The sequence below is a fragment of the Caballeronia sp. KNU42 genome (assembly GCF_053760385.1).
The window spans coordinates 317,554-333,105 of the sequence record NZ_CM132389.1 but is presented as its reverse complement, the minus strand read 5'-3'; the positions used below and the strand labels follow the sequence as shown (position 1 = coordinate 333,105).

Genomic DNA, 15,552 nt, shown 5'->3' with positions numbered 1-15,552 from the left:
TCGATGGACAGTTTCGAGATCGACGCGAAGCGCAGGCAATGGTTGTTGGGCTCGCTGGCCGCAGGGGCCGGCCTGATACTGCCGTGGGAATTGGCGCGTGCGCAGGGAACGGCCAGCGATGACGTATTGAACATTGCATACATCTCGGACGTGCCCACCTGGGACCCGACGGCGATCACGGTGCCGCAGGCGCAATCCATTTACGAAACGGTCTTCGATTCCCCGTTGCGCTACTCGCCCAAGCTGAAACTGGAAGCGCGCCAGATCACGGCATGGAAGTGGCAGGACCAGACCGACCAGCGCCTCGAAGTCACCTTGCGCGACGACATCCTGTTTCATGATGGCTCGAAGCTGACGACCGCCGACCTGAAATACAGCCTTCACGATCGCCCGTCCGCCGACAAGAAACTGGCTGTCGGCGGCATGTTCCAGACGCTGAAGGACGTCGAGATCATCTCGCCCACGCGCGCTGTGCTGGTGTACAGCAAGCCGACGCCGGCCGCGCCGATCTATCTCGCGTTCCTCGCGGGATATATCTTGCCGAAGGCGTACATGGAGAAGGTCGGTATCGACGGTTTCCTGGCGAAGCCGATCGGCGCCGGGCCCTACAAGCTGGTCGACTATCAGCGCGGTTCGCGCATCGTGCTCGAGGCCTTCGATAAATACTGGGGCGGTGTTCCCGCGATCAAGAACGTCACGTTCCAGATCACGACGGAACCATCGGCGCGGGTGGCCGCGGTCGAGTCCGGCCGCGCGGGCGTGGCCGTGCAGATTCCTCTGCGCGAGGCGCAGCGCCTGGCGAAGACGCCTGGCATCACGACAAAGATCTATCCGTACAGCGAGATCTACATGCTGCGCATGCCGAACTACGTCAAGCCGTTCGACGACGAAAACGTGCGCGCAGCCATGCATTACGCCATTGATACCGCTGCGCTGTCCAAGGCGTTCTACGGCGGCGAAGCGGTGCCGTTGTCGGTCACGGCCACGCCCGGTTCGCCCGCGGACGTGCCGGGCTTCAAGATCGGCTTCGATCCGCAACGCGCGCTCGCGGCGCTTGCGAAGTCCGGGTACGGCCCGAACAAACCGGTGAAGGTGCCGTTCCTCACGACCAACGGCACGTTCCCGAGCGACTACGACATGGCGCGCGCCATTGCCGGCATGTGGCAGCGCGTGGGCATTCAGGCCGACCTCACGCAGACGACCATGGCGAAGGTCATCGGCGAGATCCAGGCGACCAAGATGAGCGGCGTGCTGCTCTATAGCTGGGCCAATTCGACCGGCGACCCCGAGAACTACACGGGCCGCATTCTCGATCCGCGTCTGCGTTTCTCCGCGTGGAAAGACGACGCACTCGCGCCGCGCGTGGAAGCCCTGATGACTGAAGTCGATGACGACAAGCGCATGGCGGGGTATCGTGCGCTGAGTCAGGAAGCATCGGAGAAGTCGTGGGTCGTGCCCTTGCTGCAGGCGGTGACGACCATTGCGTATCGATCGAATATTGATGTGAAGACGTTCGATAGCGGCTATATCCTGCCCGTCGAATACAAGCGCAAGTGACCCGGGTCCCTCGATTCGAGTCCCTCAGCTTAGGCCCCATCAACCAAGGAGCATGCGATGCAGATTGAAGATTCCGTCGCCTTCGTGTCAGGCGCCAATCGCGGGCTAGGCGCGCGCTTTGTCACGAGCCTGCTCGAAGGCGGCGCGCGCAAGGTGTATGCCGCCGCACGCGATGGCCACGCCGTTGCGACGGGCGACTCGCGGATCATCCCGGTCACGCTCGACATCACGGACCCGGCGCAGGTGGCGCAAGCCGCGGCAACCGCAAGCGATGTCACGCTGCTGATCAACAACGCCGGCATCAACCGGCTCGATCGGGTCATTCTTTCCCGAGACGACTCGGCCGCTCGCGCCGAAATGGAAGTGAACTACTTCGGAACGCTTGGTATGTGCCGTGCGTTCGCGCCCGCGCTGATCGCCAATCGCGGCGCGGTCGTGAACATGCTGTCCATTCTCGCGCGCGTCGGCTTGCCCATGATGGGTTCGCTGTGCGCATCGAAGGCGGCGGCATTACGCATGACGGAATGCCTGCGCGCGGAACTCGCGGAACATCATGTGCGCGTGCTCGGCGTGCTGCCCGGTGCGATCGATACCGACATGAGCCGTGACTTTCCGCCGCCGAAGCTATCGGTGACCGAGGTGGTCGACGCCGTGTTCGCCGCGCTCGCGAATGGTCCCGACGAGGTGTATGTTGGCGCGATGGCGCAAGGCGTCAGTGCAGGTCTCGCAGCCGATCGCGATGCGGTGCAGAAGCAGTTCGCGGGCTATCTTTGAACATGGACGGAGGAGAGATAATGAGCGGTCAGACAATCCAGGTGACAGCGCAAGACGGCGGCCAGTTCGCGGCGTATCTCGCGAAGCCGGCGCAAGGGTCGGGTCCCGGCCTCGTGTTGCTGCAGGAGATATTCGGCATCAACGGCTACATGAAGTCGATGGCCGACCGTTATGCCGAGGAAGGCTACGTGGTGCTGGTTCCGGATCTATTCTGGCGCATGAAGCCGGGCGTGGAACTCGGCTACGGCGAAGCGGATTTCAAGGAAGCGCTCGGTTACAACGAAAGGCTCGACGAAGAGAACGCGGTCAACGACATTGCCGCGACCATCGCCGCGATCCGTGCCTTGCCTGAGCAGGCGGGCAAGGTCGGCACGATCGGCTATTGCCTGGGAGGGCGCCTCGCGATGCTCGCAGCCGCGCGCACCGACGTGGATTGCGCCGTGAGCTACTACGGCGTGGGACTCGAAGCCTACATAAACAAGATCCCGGCGATCCACTGCCCGATGATCTTCCACTTCGCCGAGAACGACGTGATGACGCCGGCGGCATCGCGTGAAAAGATCATCGCGGCGCTCAAGCAAAAAGCGTCGATTGAAACCTATGTGTATCCGGGTTGCGACCACGCGTTCGCGACGCCCGAGCGCGAGCACTTCGACAAACCCGCGGCCATGATGGCGTATTCGCGGACCATGACGTTGCTGCGTAAAGTGCTCGGTCCCGTGTACGACCTGAACCAGCTTTGGGAGATGCATTGCTACTACGAATTCGGCACGCGCGACGTCAACGCCGTGATGCCGACCATGGTGGCGCAGCCTTACGTCAACCACGTTCCCACGATGACCGGCGGTGTCGGCCATGACCAGCTCAAGCGTTTCTACAAGTACCATTTCGTCGATTCGAATCCGGCGGATACGCGCCTGATTCCAGTGTCGCGCACGATCGGCTCGGATCGCGTGGTCGACGAGTTCGTGTTCTGCGCGACGCATGATCGGGAAATCGACTGGCTGTTGCCTGGGCTTAAGCCGACTGGAAAATACTTCGAAGTGCCCATGCTCGCGGTCATCTGCTTTCGCGGCGACAAGCTGTACAACGAGCATATCTATTGGGACCAGGCGTCGGTGCTGGTGCAGATCGGCGCGCTTGATCCAACAGGCTTGCCGGTCGCGGGCATTCAGACCGCGAAGAAGATGGTCGATGAAACCTTGCCGACGAATACCTTGATGCCGAACTGGGCATCGAGTGAAGGCAAGCCGGTTTAACGCGGAAAGGGATGAGGAAGGGCGATGGCATCACGTGGTTCCATCGCCTTAAAAGCACACACCTCAGCGCATGAACAAGCCGCCGTTCACATCCCAGCACGCCCCGTTCGCGAAGTAAGCGTTCTCTGCGGCCAGCATGACGGCCACATCGGCGACGTAATCGGCCGAGCCAAGACGTCCGCCCGGAATGCTCGCAATGACTACGTTCAACTTGTCGGCGGGCACGCTTTCATGAACGATGGGCAAGTCCATCGGGCCGGGTGAAATGGCGTTGACCGTGACGCCGCGTGAGGCGAGGTCACGCGCGAACACCTTGGTGAGCGTAATCACGCCGCCTTTCGATGCCGCGTAGTGCGCGCCCGTTGCAGAGCCGCCATTCTGGCCCGCAAGCGATGCGATATTCACTATGCGTCCCGTACCTGCATCGGCGAAATGCTGGCCGAAGACCTGGCATCCGAATAACACGCTGCGTAGATTCACGTTGATGACATGGTCGAATTGCTCCGCCGTGATGTCCATCACCGGCACGACCTTCGATGCACCCGCGTTGTTGACCAGTGCATCGATGCGTTGCCACTTGTTCAGGATCGCATCGCGTGCAGCGCTGAAATCCGCCTTCGATGTCACGTCGAGATTCAATGCAAACGCGCTCGAGTGATCGGCGCTGAGTTCGCTCGCCAGTTCCTGCGCGGCGTTGAACGCAATATCGCCGATCGCCACGCGATATCCCGATGCGTGAAAGCGCCGTGCGATGACCGCGCCCAGACCCCGCGCCGCGCCCGTCACCAGGACTACCCTGTCCGTCATGCTGTCTTCAATCATTGAACGAACGCACCTTCAAAACAAGCTTCAAAACAAGCGGCGATAGCGCAAACGAGTTCATCCTCGCCCTTGCGTCCGACGATCTGCAAACCTGCTCGCAGGGGCGAACCGGCAATCGGCAAGGGCAGGCTGAGCGCGGGATGGCCGCTGAGATTAAATGGCCGGATCAACGACGACATGGCGATCACCGGCGTACCGTTCCTCGCCGCCTCCAGTGTAATCGGGAGCGCGGGGAGTGTCGGCAGCACGATGACATCGACGTTCTGCAATGCATGATCGACCTCGGCGGTAAAGCGCGCCCGCACCGTTTCAGCAACGGCAAGATCAGCCTCGGTCGTCTTCGACGCCATCCGCAAGCGTGCATCCAGATCCGCACCGAGCTTGCCCGTCTCGAGCAAGTGCCCGAACGCGGCCCACGTTTCGGCGTTGATCACGGTGAGGCCTGCATCGAACGCGGCGCGCAGGTTGAGCAACTCGATGCCCTGCGATGTGAAGCCCGCGAGCGACGGCGCGTTTGCCACGGCGTCGCTGATCTCAGGGGTTGCATCGGCGGACACTACGCCGATCCTGATCGATGACGGCATCGTGTTCGCTACGTGTTCATCGAAGCCAGGTGCTATGGCAGCCATTACGTCGATCAGCGTCAGCATCTCGCGCGCAAACGGTCCGACGCAATCGAGCGTGCTTCGTGCCGGCGCCACACCGCGTCGCGACACGCGACCGAAGGTCGGCTTCATGCCAATCACGCCGCAGCAGGCAGCGGGACCGCGCACCGAGCCGCCGGTGTCGGTGCCGAGCGCCGCGGACGACAGATGCAGCCCGACCGCCGCAGCTGACCCGCTCGACGAACCGCCCGGAATCCGCGTCTCGTCCTGCGGATTCTCGGGCGTGCCGGTGAAGTCGTTGATGCCGGTCATGCCGAACGCCAGCTCGTGCATGTTGGTCTTGCCGACCACGCGCCAACCCTGCGCAAGCAAGCGGTCCACCACGTCCGCGTGACTTTGCGCCGGCGGGGTATCCAGTAACGCACGGCTTGCCGCCGTGGTCGGATATCCCGCGACGTCGATGGTGTCCTTGAGCGCAATGCTCGGGCCGTCGGCGTCGCCAAGCGTAAATTCGCTGATGAATTCGTTCATTGCCTAAGCGGCCCTAAGGGCTGGGTGTGGAGGGATGGACTTGCCAGGGCGCATCGAACAGGCGTTGCGTGCGGAAATGTTTGATGAGCCAGCGCTGGCCGTCAGCGGCCGGCACGAAATCCACATCAAGTCTCGCCGATACCAGCTCGGCCCCGCCCGTTACATAGCCCGATGCCTGCAACATGATCCAGCGCCCGGTGGCATGCGTTGCGGCGGCATCGACATCAATAGTCTCCGATGCCATGAAGTGCGTGTTCACGCTGAAATGCGGCGTAGGCGGCAGGTAGCGCGCGAGCATCGCGACGATCGCTTCGCGGCCGGTGAGCGCGCCGAACTTTTCTGCGTACTGGGGGCCGACGCCTTGCCATATGGCGTCTTCGCTGAATAGCTCAGCGAGCGTCTCGTACGGCCGGCCACCCGATGGCACATCGCAGAGCGCCATGTATCGCATCATGGTCCGGCGCACCGCACGCTCGGCCTCGAGCACGGCGAGCCGGGCAGTGAGATTGGCCAAGGTGTCGTTCATGCCGGGTTCGGCACGCTCAGCGCCCGGCCTATGCGGGCTTCTATCTTGCCGTAGCGCCACAGGTTGTATTCGCCCACGGGCGTGGTCCGGTACAGGTTGCAGACGGCCGCCGCCGTGTCGAAGCTGTCGACATCGGCCATGATGTAGAAGGTCCACGGCGCGCCGGCGGACTGACCCACCACTACGCGGTCGTCGTCCATGATGCCGAGGACCTTGACCCCTTCCATGGCCTCGATGCTCTTCAGCATCGCACCATAGGCCTGCCAGACCGTGCCGATCTGCTCGCGCGGAAGGTCGAAGAAATTCTGCGTTACGCCGCAGCAAAACAGTACCCGCAGAGGCAACGATACGTCGTCCACCATGGTGGAGTTCTCCTGAAATTTTTATCGGATTGCCAGTGTAGCGAGCTAGAGCAAAAACCCGATCGCGTTGAGCGCGTCGGTGGAATCGATCAGCCTTACGACCTTCTGCACAATGCGCGGCTCGCCGCCGGACAGGTCAATGCGATGCTCCACGTCCGCCGCGAACAGCGCGCTGACACCGCGCTTGTAGGCGACCACGACCTGAGCGCTGCGTACGTCGACTGTGTCCGCCGAGTCACTCGACATCGTAAAGCGCGACACGGTGCGTACCGTGCGCGCGGCGTCCGTGACGGATGGTGAATAGCCCGAGCTCAGCCGCTGCACGCGCAATGCGCGCATCGTTTCATCGTCATAAACGTAGTTCAGCGTGTCCGCGAAGTCGGTCGCAAGCGGGTCGATGGGCACCACGTAGAACCCCTTGGGCGACCAAAGATCGAGCCACGCACGATAATCCTTCCGGTCCAGAATCTCGGCTTCACGCCAGATGAACTGCACGGCTTTCGCGAACACGGGTTGCATGAGGAGGGCGTTGGTATCGTCCATGTTATTGCTGCTCCATCAGCTCGCGCCATTTCGCGTAGGCGGCGCGCATGCCGGTTTCGTCGGTGGCGTGTGCCGTTTTCTCGCCGTTCGCCGCGGTGGTTTCGCGGTTCAAGCCGCGATTGACGAGGATCGGTACGTCGGGTCCCGCATGCGAGCCGCGCTGCACGCGCTCCCACGCTTCGGCGTCGTCGGGGCTGCCGAAACCGAATGGGCCCTGGAAATGTTCATGCACCCGCAAGCGTGCGCGGTTGGCTTCTTCGGGACCGCCGTCCATGCCGAGCGCCACATGACGGATCTCGGTCTCTTCCACCGAGATGGGCCGCAGTACGCGGAAAAATGCCATCGATAACGCCAGGTTCGGAAACAGGTTCAGGTTGAAACCGACGCCCATCAGCGAGCGCACGATTCGTCTCACCTGATCGGGCGGATAGTCCTTGGCCAAAGACTCCGCCAGCGCCTCGTAGCGCATCGGGATCGGCGCTCCGTTGTCTTCGTCCAGGTCGACAATCTCGGGAACCAGGACGGCGAGACTATGGCCGTTGCCAAGCGAGCGGCAAAACGCTTTGTCGCTGGTCATGAAGCTGGTGATCGCAGCGGCGGTTTCGTCGTCGATGGTCTTCATCCACGATTTGTGGACGACGGGGAAGTGATACAGGTCGGTCGTGTTTTCGAGCTGGATCTTCCAGTTGCCCTTGAACTTGAACTTGTGTTCGCCGTTCGCCTTGACCGGAAATCCCGCGCCCTGTTTCATGAACAGGTCGATCCACGGTTTCGCTCCGCCCAGGAAGTCCTCCAGAGGTTCGATCGACTGATCGAAGCTCGCGAAAATCAGTCCGTGATAGATGCCGACGCGCAGGCTCTTCAGCGGCAGTTCGGTCTTGTCGACAATACCCTCGTAACCATCGCCATACGGCAATGCGCGCAGCGCGCCGTCGAGTCCGTACGTCCAGCTGTGATACGGGCAGGTAAACCCGCGCGCGTTGCCTTTGTGCTGCTCGCAGACGGTTGCGCCGCGATGGCGGCAGCGGTTCTCGAGCACATTGATTTCACCGCTCTTGTCGCGGACCACGATCACTGGCTGGCGTCCGATTGTCGTCGTACGAAAGTCGCCCGGCTTCGGCAGCTCGCTTTCATGCGCAACCCAGATCCATGTCTTGTAGAAGATGCGTTCGAGTTCCGCTTCGAAAATCGCCGGATCGTTATAAAGCGACGGCGAAACGCGGTCGGCTTCCGCGCGTTTGTAGAGCGCGCTTGTATCGATGACCTGAGAGGCCGTGGGATGGATATCGCTCATCAATGACCTGAGTAATGTAGGGTGGGCCGTAGCGCTAGTGCTAGTTATGCATTGAAGTGTCGGCCGATGGCGCTTATAGGTCAAATTCATCTAAAATCGGTGCGTCCATCAATCTGGCAAATATCATGACCTCGATCGACCACGTCGACCTCAACTTGTTGCGCGTCTTCAACGCGATCATCGAAGAGCGCAGCCTGACGCAGGCGGGGCAGCGCCTCGCGTTGTCGCAGCCGGCGGTCAGCTATTCGCTTGGCCGCCTGCGCACGCTTTTCGACGACCCGCTTTTTATCCGCACGCGGGTCGGCATGCAGCCGACACCGATCGCGCTCGAACTGGCGGCTATCGTGGCGCGGGCGCTGGATACGGTGCGCGAAGCCCTGCGTTATGCGGAACGGTTCGATCCGGCCATCAGTACGCGGACCTTCAGGCTGTCGTTATCGGATGCGGGGGAGTTGGCGTATTTGCCGCCGATCTGCGCGGCCTTGCAGCGGCTCGCGCCGCGCGTGAAGCTGCGCATAGAGCCGACGCCCGTGGAGGAGATTGAAGAAGCGTTGAGGGTGAGCCGGCTGGATTTCGCGATCGGCAATTTGCCGGAACTCACGGCGCGAACGTGCCATCGGCTTTTGTTCGAAGAGACTTACGTGTGCATGACGCGCAAGCGTCGCGGCTTGCCGCGCGGCGCGCAGATCGATCTGGCCGCGTTCACCGCAGCGCCGCACGTGCAGATCCTGTCGGTCGAGCACAGTCACCACGCACTGGAAGACGCGTTCCGCTCGCAAGGCGTCGGGCGCAATACGCTGCTGGAATTGCCGCACTTCGTCGCGTTGCCCAGCGTGCTCGGCGTGACGGATTACTACGCGACGCTGCCACGCCGGCTCGCCCAGATCTTTAACCGCGATGGCCGCTTCAAGGTCTACGAATTGCCGGTCCAGTTACCCGGTGCGTCCGTATCGATGCACTGGCACGAGAACTTCAACAACGATGAAGGCAATGCCTGGCTGCGTGAATTGCTCAGCGAGAGGGTGCAGACCTTCGATCAGTTTCCGCTGGCGGAGGCCTAGAGGTCTAGCACCAGCACGGGAGACCGCGAGCGTGAGACGCAGCAGCAAATGACCGTGCCGCTAGCGCGTTCCGATTTGCTCAGGCAATGATCACGATGTTCAGGCTCGCCGCTGACGACATCCACCATGCAGGTGCCGCAGACGCCTTCACCACAGGACGTGTCGACGATGATGTCGATGGACGCGAGCGCCTGCACGATCGACATGCCCTCGCTCACCCGAACTCTCGACCCTGTGCTGGCGATTTCCACGTCGAAGGAATCGAGAGCGGGGGCGGTGGCCGCATCGGGATCGGGATCGGCGGCGAACCGTTCCAGATGGATCGATTCAGCGCGGACGTGTTGCTCCGCCACGCTCACCACGCGATTCATGAACACGCCCGGGCCGCATGTGTAGACGTGGGCGCCCGGAGCGATGCCTGCGAGGCACCCGCTAACTTCCGCATCGACGCGATCCGGTTCGACGCCGCAATGGAGCACCACATTAGCGGCGAAAGGAGGCTGCGAGAGCAACGGGATGAAGGCAGCGCTCGCCTGGTCGCGAATGAAATAATGCAGCTTGAACGAAGCATTCTGTCGAACCAGGCGGTACGCCATGCTCAGTAGCGGCGTAATGCCGATCCCGGCTGCGATCAGGATATGTTCGGTGGCCGCTGGGTCAAGGCGAAACAGGCTGCGCGGCGCTCCGATCAACAGATGCGCGCCCGGCTCAACGTGGTCGTGCAGCGAACTCGATCCGCCCCGTGAAGCGTCTTCACGCTTGACCGCGAAAAGATGCTGGTCCCGCAGATCCGGGTCACCACACAGCGAATATTGACGGGTGACACCGGTGGGACTGGTTACATCGATATGAGCGCCCGGCTCGTATGCGTCGAGCGGCGCGCCGTCGACGCGCGAGATGACGTAGGAGCGGATACCGGGGGCTTCGTCGCGCACAGCATCGACGCAGACGGTGATGACGGAAGAGTTCATGGTGTGTGGGGCTGCTTTTCGATTGACGATTAACGCGTGCAACGGGAACGAGGGATTTGGCCGGAGCGCGCTGTATTGGAAAATACAGGCATATCAAAGATAGGCCAAATCGATAATAAATCGATAGTGATATCAATCGGGTTTATTTTGGTCGGTGCAGCCGGCAGGGGAATGGGTTGCCGGCGCAGTTGAGCAGGTTCCGCCGGCAGGGTACTCTTCCACAGCAGGCCATCATGCAGGGTATGGTTTGCGAAGGAGGCGGCCGGAGTGCCTCGATCAACCATCACCTCGGGTTCCAGCACGCAATCGGGAGATTCCATGCAACCGCTACGCGCAGTCAATCTTCTCCAGTCGAAGGAAGGCGCCCGGCTTCATGGTCCGGAACTCGATCAATGGCGCCGCTGGGGACCGTATTTGAGCGAGCGGCAATGGGGCACTGTTCGCGAGGACTACAGCGAATACGGCACCGCATGGGACTACTTCCCGCACGATCATGCGCGCAGCCGCATGTACCGCTGGGGTGAGGACGGCATTGGCGGGTTCGGCAACGACCCGCTCGACTGGTGCGTCTCGCTCGCGCTCTGGAACGGGCACGATCCGATCATCAAGGAGCGGCTCTTCGGGCTGACGAATGAGCAGGGTAACCACGGTGAGGACGTAAAGGAGCTTTACTTCTATCTCGACGGCACGCCGACGCATTCGTACATGAAGATGCTGTACAGGTATCCTCATTACGCATTCCCATACCAGGACCTGATCGACGAAAACAGGCGGCGCGGCGCCGATCAGCCCGAATATGAAATCCTCGATACAGGCGTGTTCGACGATAACCGCTACTTCGATGTCTGCATCGAGTATGCAAAGCACACACCCGACGATATCGTGATGCGCGTTACCGTCGAAAACCGTGCGGATCACCGCGCGGCGCTTCATGTGTTGCCGCAATTCTGGGCGCGTAACAGATGGGCGTGGTCGGGCAAGCCCGGCAAGCCGTCGCTCAAACTGGAGCCGAACGCACGGGAGGGCGCACGTGTCATTGCACGCAACCCCGCGCTGGGAACGATGATCGTGACGGCGTCGGCGCAGCAGACGATCGAGTGGCTCTTCTGCGAAAACGAAACGAATATGCGCCGCGTTTTCGGCTTCGATGGAGCGGGCCCCGGGCCATTCAAGGATGGCATCAACGACTACCTCATCGACGCGGACGAGCAGGCAATCCGGCGCGACAGGGGCACCCGTGCCGCTGCGCATGTGTACCTGGAGCTCGCGCCTCATGAGCGCTCGGTGGTGTATTTGCGGTGGCGTCCCGAAGCGTCTGCAACTGCGGCTCAGGATGCCGCGCCACTCGACATGGAAGCGCTCTTCGCGCGCCGGCAAGCAGAGGCCGACGAATTCTATGCGGCGCTTCAGCACGACATCACCGACGCCGATGCGCGGCTCGTACAGCGTCAGGCGCTAGCCGGCATGCTGTGGTCGAAGCAGTACTACCAGTTCGACGTGACGCGCTGGCACGACGGCGACCCCGGCCAACCCACGCCGCCGAGAGTACGCAGGCGCGGGCGCAACGCGGACTGGCGGCACATGTGCAATGGCGACATCGTGTCGATGCCCGACAAGTGGGAGTACCCATGGTACGCGTCGTGGGACCTCGCATTTCATGCGGCTGCGTTCGCCATGATCGATCCCGGCTTCGCGAAGCAGCAATTGCTGCTGCTCGTGAAGGAGCGCTACATGCATCCGAACGGGCAATTGCCTGCCTACGAGTGGGCGTTCGGCGACGCGAATCCGCCGGTTCATGCGTGGGCAACATGGCGTGTGTACGAACTCGACCGGGAGGTGACCGGCGTTGGCGATCACGCGTTTCTCGAAGTCATGTTCCACAAGCTGCTGCTCAATTTCTCGTGGTGGGTCAACCGCAAGGACGCCGACGACCGCAACATCTTCCAGGGCGGTTTTCTCGGGCTCGACAACGTGGGCATCTTCGACCGGTCTTCGCCGCTACCGACCGGTGGCCACATCGACCAGGCCGATGGCACGGCATGGATGGCCTCCTACGCGCTCGACCTGATGCAGATCGGTCTCGAACTGGCGATGACGAACAACGCGTATGTGGAAATCGCGGTGAAGTTCTTCGAGCATTTCCTGTATATCGCGGAAGCGGTCAGTTGCAGCGAAGGCTGCAGCACCGGGTTATGGGAAGAACAAGACGAATTTTTCTACGACGTATTGCGCCTTCCGGACGGTACCCGTGTGCCCATGCGCATTCGTTCGATCGTCGGGCTGATTCCGCTCTTCGCCGTTCACGTGCTCGAGGAGCGGGTGTACGGCCATCTACCGGGATTGCGCGAGCGGCTGGCGTGGTTCCTTGAGCATCGGCCGAACCTGGCAAAGCTGGTGTCGCGCTGGACCGAACCCGGCAAAGGTAACACTACGCTGCTGTCGATGTTGCGCGGACACCGGATGAAAGCGCTGTTGCAGCGCGCCCTTGATGAAGACGAGTTTCTCTCCGAGCACGGCATACGCGCTTTGTCCCGCGTGCATCGGGATGCGCCGTACCTCTTCGATCATGACGGCACGAGCTTCTGCATCAAATACGAACCGGGGGAATCGGATTCGCGTTCGTTCGGCGGCAATTCGAACTGGCGCGGGCCAATCTGGATGCCCGTCAACTACTTGCTGATCGAGTCGCTGTACGAGTTCCATCGCTACTACGGCGATGAGTTTCGCGTCGAATATCCGACGGGATCGGGCAACGACTGTTCACTGAGCGAGATTGCTGACGATCTCGCGCGGCGCGTCACCACACTCTTTCTCAAGGATGCATACGGCATGCGGCCTGTCATGGCGGCCTATCCGATGCTGCAGGCCGACCCGCGTTCGCAGGATCTCGTCCTGTTCCATGAGTACTTCCATGGCGATAACGGACGCGGCGTCGGTGCTTCGCATCAGACCGGCTGGAGTGGGCTCGTTGCGTTGCTGCTTCAGCCGCGCGTGATGAAGCTGTCTCATGTGGCGCCTGATGCCGGTTCAGTGGCTGCACCGGTGGCCGAAGTCACCGCACCGTCGATGGCGCGTTAGCGTTCCGGCTGCTGGAATGCGCGTTGGCAAATTCGCGCATCCTCCGGCACAGTGCCGTCAGCTCATCCGGGCTTCTAGAACTTCTTCCGGATCCCGACCAGGGCCATGAACTGGCTGTTGTTGCTGGACGCCGCCGTTCCGTTGAGAATCCACGCATGGGCCGCACCGGCGGCTCTCTGGTAGACAACGTTGCTGTACAAGTCGGTCGTCTTCGACAGGAAGTAGTTGATACCTAACGCACCCTGGTTGTAGTGCGTGTTTCCACCGGTGGCAACGGTGCTTCTTTGAGTCGTGTAGAGATAGGCCGCGGTCAGCACCGTAGCGGGCGTGACCTGATAGCGCAAGCTCGTTTCATAGTTGTTGAACTTCAGTGCGCCGCCGACGGTCGCGTCGAAGGCCGCATTGGTATAGATGACGCTCGCGAGGACCGAGCCGAACGTATAGGTGCCGCCGGCGCCCCATACGGTGTGCTTCGCAATGCCGCCGGCGGCAATCGTCGGAAGTGCGCCGTAGGTGTTATCGGACGCTTCCGCACCGGCCGTGCTGTAGCCTGGCTGGGTGACGGTGAAGAAACCCGCATCGAGGTGGACGGGACCGTTCACATAGTCGGCGCTGCCACTCCATAGGCGGTTGGTATTGATCTGACCCGGGAGGTTTGAAAACGCATACAGGGCCTTCGCGGTGAAACCGGCGATGGTAGGCGTCGTGTACTTGATCGCGTTGTTGGGCCGGAATGTGCAGTTCATGTCGTCGTTGTCATACGGGTGGAACGTATAACCTGACATGTAGAGGGCGGCCATTTCGTTGCCCACATCTTCCTGGAACGGCATGTATTGGCGGCCTGCCGTTACCGTTCCCCAAGTGTTGTTGACGAGGCCCACATAAGCGCTGCGGCCGAACATCCGGCCGCCTTGTCCAAGCGCGCCGTTCTGAATGTTGAAGCCGTTTTCAAGCCTGAAGGTGGCTTGCGTACCGCCGCCAATGTCCTCGAAGCCGAGCAAGCCCCAGCGGTTCGCCGACATGGCGCCCGGCAGCGCCTGAATGCCGTGATTGATGTGGCCATTGGTCGAACCCATGTTGCTCGTGTATCCGATGGCCGAATCGACAAGCCCATATAACGTCACGCTGCTTTGCGCGTGTGCGGTGCCTGCAATGGAGCCGAGCAGGGTAGCGGTGACCAGAACTTTCCTACGCATTTTAAACATCCTCTTAAAGTGCTGCATAGATCGCCCAAAAATGTTCTTATTGACGCTCGATTTTTTTGGGGCGATTAGTTGACGGAGTTGAATTCCAAACGTGACGGACTATTTTTTATAATTAGTATTGCTAATATTGGATCGTGCAATGTGAGATATTGAATGAAGCCTCTTCAGGCCTGGTTTTCTCCTCTGGTTTTCTCCTTTTATGTCAGCGTGCGAGAGACGGTGGCGTTTCCAAGGTTTTCCCGTTGTCTGGAGCGATCACGGTGGTGAGCATCGGGTAGTGACAAGCGCGTCCTGAGAACGACGGAAACTGTCCGTTGTCTTCCCGCATTCGCGCACGCACGGGCGAGGTCAGCGCCTCGGCGAGCAGTTGCGGTGAAGGAAAGCTCAGCATGTTGCGCTGCATGTAGTTCACGCGCGTCCATGGCATCGACTCACACCAGTCGATCCGGGTGAATACGATGACCTGCCGTACGTTCGGATAGTCGAGCATGATCTGCGGATGATGCGCGACGTAGTAGGAAAGCCAGTCGTTGAAGTTTTCCGCGGCGCCGGGGTAATGCACGAGATAGCTGCACAACGCCGGTTCCGCGATCGTGCTTGTGAGAGGTAAAAACGAACGGGTGAGCATGGCTTGATGCGTGACGAGACTTGCGCCTGTCGCGCGCCAGTCATCCGAGTGCGCAAGCCGCCAGAGATGTCCGCCCTCGGCGACTTGCGCCTCGAGCGCCTCGATGCTGGCGAACTCCAGTCTGAGCGCGAGCAGGGGCGAATGCCCGTCGTCGTGATAAGTCGTGATCTGGGCGGGTGTATGGAGCTCGGCCTTCAATAAGTCAGGCGTCGCGCGGATAGCGTCCTCGATGAGCCCATGATGTGCCGCGCTTATCCGCGCGTGCGGATCGTGCTCGTTGGTCGCCGTGATGAAGTAAGAGAATGTCATGGATCAAATCAGCTCAGGTGCGTGCAA

Annotated in this window: 15 protein-coding genes; 5 read left to right on the top strand and 10 right to left on the bottom strand. The window is 61.2% G+C overall.

Annotated features, from left to right (window positions below):
* Positions 1-3 precede the first annotated feature (3 nt).
* From ACSOSP_RS20610 to ACSOSP_RS20600, 3 genes are read left to right on the top strand one after another with little or no spacing between them, the layout of a single operon-like run.
* Complete coding sequence (locus tag ACSOSP_RS20610; protein ID WP_455312758.1) at positions 4-1,557, top strand: ABC transporter substrate-binding protein; 1,554 nt, start codon at positions 4-6, stop codon at positions 1,555-1,557.
* A 57-nt stretch (positions 1,558-1,614) separates the two neighbouring features.
* Positions 1,615-2,331, top strand: coding sequence for an SDR family oxidoreductase (locus tag ACSOSP_RS20605; protein ID WP_455312757.1), 717 nt, complete (start codon positions 1,615-1,617; stop codon positions 2,329-2,331).
* Positions 2,332-2,351: 20 nt separating this feature from the next.
* Positions 2,352-3,590: a dienelactone hydrolase family protein gene (locus ACSOSP_RS20600; RefSeq protein ID WP_455312756.1), complete on the top strand. Its 1,239-nt coding sequence runs from the start codon at positions 2,352-2,354 to the stop codon at positions 3,588-3,590.
* A 63-nt stretch (positions 3,591-3,653) separates the two neighbouring features.
* Here ACSOSP_RS20600 and ACSOSP_RS20595 read toward each other — a convergent pair whose 3' ends face one another.
* The 6 genes from ACSOSP_RS20595 to ACSOSP_RS20570 are packed head-to-tail and all read right to left on the bottom strand — an operon-like array spanning position 3,654 to position 8,273.
* Complete coding sequence (locus ACSOSP_RS20595; RefSeq protein WP_455312755.1) at positions 3,654-4,397, bottom strand: SDR family NAD(P)-dependent oxidoreductase; 744 nt, start codon at positions 4,395-4,397, stop codon at positions 3,654-3,656.
* A gap of 11 nt (positions 4,398-4,408) precedes the next feature.
* Positions 4,409-5,548 (bottom strand): amidase, encoded by a 1,140-nt coding sequence (locus tag ACSOSP_RS20590; RefSeq protein WP_455312754.1) that lies wholly within the window; start codon positions 5,546-5,548, stop codon positions 4,409-4,411.
* Positions 5,549-5,561: 13 nt separating this feature from the next.
* Positions 5,562-6,074, bottom strand: a complete 513-nt coding sequence (locus ACSOSP_RS20585) for a nuclear transport factor 2 family protein (protein WP_455312753.1) — start codon at positions 6,072-6,074, stop codon at positions 5,562-5,564.
* Positions 6,071-6,436 (bottom strand): hypothetical protein, encoded by a 366-nt coding sequence (locus ACSOSP_RS20580; protein ID WP_455312752.1) that lies wholly within the window; start codon positions 6,434-6,436, stop codon positions 6,071-6,073. The genes ACSOSP_RS20585 and ACSOSP_RS20580 overlap by 4 nt, the downstream gene beginning before the upstream one ends.
* Before the next feature lie 45 nt (positions 6,437-6,481).
* Positions 6,482-6,979, bottom strand: coding sequence for an aromatic-ring-hydroxylating dioxygenase subunit beta (locus ACSOSP_RS20575; protein ID WP_455312751.1), 498 nt, complete (start codon positions 6,977-6,979; stop codon positions 6,482-6,484).
* A 1-nt stretch (position 6,980) separates the two neighbouring features.
* Entirely contained in the window at positions 6,981-8,273 is a 1,293-nt protein-coding gene (locus ACSOSP_RS20570; RefSeq protein ID WP_455312750.1) for an aromatic ring-hydroxylating oxygenase subunit alpha, read from the bottom strand.
* A 125-nt stretch (positions 8,274-8,398) separates the two neighbouring features.
* On the opposite strand from ACSOSP_RS20570, the gene ACSOSP_RS20565 reads away from it, so the two are divergent.
* Complete coding sequence (locus tag ACSOSP_RS20565; RefSeq protein ID WP_455312749.1) at positions 8,399-9,334, top strand: LysR family transcriptional regulator; 936 nt, start codon at positions 8,399-8,401, stop codon at positions 9,332-9,334.
* Here the strand turns inward: ACSOSP_RS20565 and ACSOSP_RS20560 are convergent.
* Both ACSOSP_RS20560 and ACSOSP_RS20555 read right to left on the bottom strand, forming a co-directional pair.
* Positions 9,331-10,305, bottom strand: a complete 975-nt coding sequence (locus tag ACSOSP_RS20560) for a PDR/VanB family oxidoreductase (RefSeq protein WP_455312748.1) — start codon at positions 10,303-10,305, stop codon at positions 9,331-9,333. The two genes, ACSOSP_RS20565 and ACSOSP_RS20560, sit on opposite strands and share 4 nt — an antisense overlap.
* A 29-nt stretch (positions 10,306-10,334) precedes the next feature.
* A complete protein-coding gene (locus ACSOSP_RS20555) occupies positions 10,335-10,625 on the bottom strand; it encodes a hypothetical protein (RefSeq protein WP_455312747.1) in 291 nt (96 codons plus the stop codon).
* Here ACSOSP_RS20555 and ACSOSP_RS20550 point away from each other — a divergent pair.
* Positions 10,624-13,383: an MGH1-like glycoside hydrolase domain-containing protein gene (locus ACSOSP_RS20550; protein ID WP_455312746.1), complete on the top strand. Its 2,760-nt coding sequence runs from the start codon at positions 10,624-10,626 to the stop codon at positions 13,381-13,383. The genes ACSOSP_RS20555 and ACSOSP_RS20550 overlap by 2 nt on opposite strands.
* A gap of 74 nt (positions 13,384-13,457) precedes the next feature.
* Here the strand turns inward: ACSOSP_RS20550 and ACSOSP_RS20545 are convergent, their stop codons facing one another.
* Together ACSOSP_RS20545 and ACSOSP_RS20540 are read right to left on the bottom strand one after the other, a co-directional pair.
* The gene (locus ACSOSP_RS20545; RefSeq protein WP_455312745.1) at positions 13,458-14,579 is read right to left on the bottom strand and encodes a porin; all 1,122 of its coding nucleotides are present in this window, start codon (positions 14,577-14,579) and stop codon (positions 13,458-13,460) included.
* Positions 14,580-14,790: 211 nt separating this feature from the next.
* Positions 14,791-15,525 (bottom strand): ethyl tert-butyl ether degradation protein EthD, encoded by a 735-nt coding sequence (locus ACSOSP_RS20540; protein ID WP_455312744.1) that lies wholly within the window; start codon positions 15,523-15,525, stop codon positions 14,791-14,793.
* Between the last annotated feature and the right edge of the window lie 27 nt (positions 15,526-15,552).

Bases quoted from the DNA above. Each gene is read 5' to 3' on its own strand.
- ACSOSP_RS20555 (WP_455312747.1), bottom strand. From the start codon at position 10,625: ATGGAATCTCCCGATTGCGTGCTGGAACCCGAGGTGATGGTTGATCGA.
- ACSOSP_RS20565 (WP_455312749.1), top strand. From the start codon at position 8,399: ATGACCTCGATCGACCACGTCGACCTCAACTTGTTGCGCGTCTTCAAC.
- ACSOSP_RS20550 (WP_455312746.1), top strand. From the start codon at position 10,624: ATGCAACCGCTACGCGCAGTCAATCTTCTCCAGTCGAAGGAAGGCGCC.
- ACSOSP_RS20605 (WP_455312757.1), top strand. From the start codon at position 1,615: ATGCAGATTGAAGATTCCGTCGCCTTCGTGTCAGGCGCCAATCGCGGG.
- ACSOSP_RS20560 (WP_455312748.1), bottom strand. From the start codon at position 10,305: ATGAACTCTTCCGTCATCACCGTCTGCGTCGATGCTGTGCGCGACGAA.
- ACSOSP_RS20600 (WP_455312756.1), top strand. From the start codon at position 2,352: ATGAGCGGTCAGACAATCCAGGTGACAGCGCAAGACGGCGGCCAGTTC.
- ACSOSP_RS20575 (WP_455312751.1), bottom strand. From the start codon at position 6,979: ATGGACGATACCAACGCCCTCCTCATGCAACCCGTGTTCGCGAAAGCC.
- ACSOSP_RS20590 (WP_455312754.1), bottom strand. From the start codon at position 5,548: ATGAACGAATTCATCAGCGAATTTACGCTTGGCGACGCCGACGGCCCG.
- ACSOSP_RS20595 (WP_455312755.1), bottom strand. From the start codon at position 4,397: ATGACGGACAGGGTAGTCCTGGTGACGGGCGCGGCGCGGGGTCTGGGC.
- ACSOSP_RS20545 (WP_455312745.1), bottom strand. From the start codon at position 14,579: ATGCGTAGGAAAGTTCTGGTCACCGCTACCCTGCTCGGCTCCATTGCA.
- ACSOSP_RS20580 (WP_455312752.1), bottom strand. From the start codon at position 6,436: ATGGTGGACGACGTATCGTTGCCTCTGCGGGTACTGTTTTGCTGCGGC.
- ACSOSP_RS20610 (WP_455312758.1), top strand. From the start codon at position 4: ATGGACAGTTTCGAGATCGACGCGAAGCGCAGGCAATGGTTGTTGGGC.
- ACSOSP_RS20570 (WP_455312750.1), bottom strand. From the start codon at position 8,273: ATGAGCGATATCCATCCCACGGCCTCTCAGGTCATCGATACAAGCGCG.
- ACSOSP_RS20585 (WP_455312753.1), bottom strand. From the start codon at position 6,074: ATGAACGACACCTTGGCCAATCTCACTGCCCGGCTCGCCGTGCTCGAG.
- ACSOSP_RS20540 (WP_455312744.1), bottom strand. From the start codon at position 15,525: ATGACATTCTCTTACTTCATCACGGCGACCAACGAGCACGATCCGCAC.